This window comes from Poseidonocella sp. HB161398, assembly GCF_005870025.1.
Taxonomy (GTDB): domain Bacteria; phylum Pseudomonadota; class Alphaproteobacteria; order Rhodobacterales; family Rhodobacteraceae; genus Mangrovicoccus.
Window position 1 is genome coordinate 1 of sequence record NZ_VATA01000240.1, and the last position, 934, is coordinate 934.

The window sequence follows — 934 nt, forward strand, 5'->3', positions numbered from 1 at the left end:
CGCATGACGCGGTAGAGGACCAGCGCCAGGAAGCAGATCAGCGCATGGGCGCGGATGCGGTCCGGCAGGCGGTGGTGGACGGGGGCGATCTCGATGTCGCTCTTGAGGACGCGGAACCCGCGCTCGATATCCGCCAACGACTTGTAGCGCCCGACGGCCTCGGCCGGGCCAAGGTCGGCAACGTTGGTCAGGAGCGCCAGCTTGCCGTCGAAGAGCTCGGCGCGGGCGATGGCCGCCTCGTCGAGGCTCCAGCTGAACAGGTCTGCCTGCAGGTCGGGCTTGATGAAGCGGGTGAGCTCGGCTTCAGCGACGGCGCGGGTGAAGCGGCTGTACGATCCTCGGTCCGAGGCGCGGCGGCCGCGAGCGGTCTGTCCGGCGTCCTGGCTATCCAGTTTTCCAACCAGCCGTTCGGCCATTTCCTCGAGCTCGCGGATGCGCGCGCGCCTGCGGTCTGATTGCTCCTCGGCGCGCAGAGGATCATGGGCGACGATCAGCCGGTGTCCGGCGAATTCCGCCTCGGCAAGGCCGTCAGCGTCGAAGGCAAGTCCTTGGAATGTTTCGGCAAGCTCGGCATAGCGACGGGCGGGAACGGCCAGGATGAACTCCAGCTTGCGGCCGTCCCGGTCGGCCAGCGCGGTCAGCTCGCCGATATTGTCCATGCTCAGCAGGCCCCGGTCAGCCACCAGCACGACCCGTTGGACCGGGAACCGCTGAAGCACGGTTTCGAGCATGCCCTGCAGCGTTTTCGTCTCGGCCATGTTGCCGGGATGGACGGTGTGGAGCAGCGGCAGGCCCTCGGCCGTCTGCACGACGCCGAGCACGAACTGCCGGGCGATGCCGCCGGTTTCCTTGTTCATGCCGAAGCCGCGCAAGTCGTCCTCAACCCGTCCCTCGCCATGGATGCGCACGGTGGTCAGGTCGTAGAAGACAACGG

General features: G+C 67.5%; 1 protein-coding gene. It reads right to left on the bottom strand.

The features are described 5' to 3' along the window. Nucleotides 1-934 (bottom strand): IS1634 family transposase (locus FGX59_RS37035; protein WP_138473493.1); only part of this gene is annotated, 934 nt, incomplete at both ends.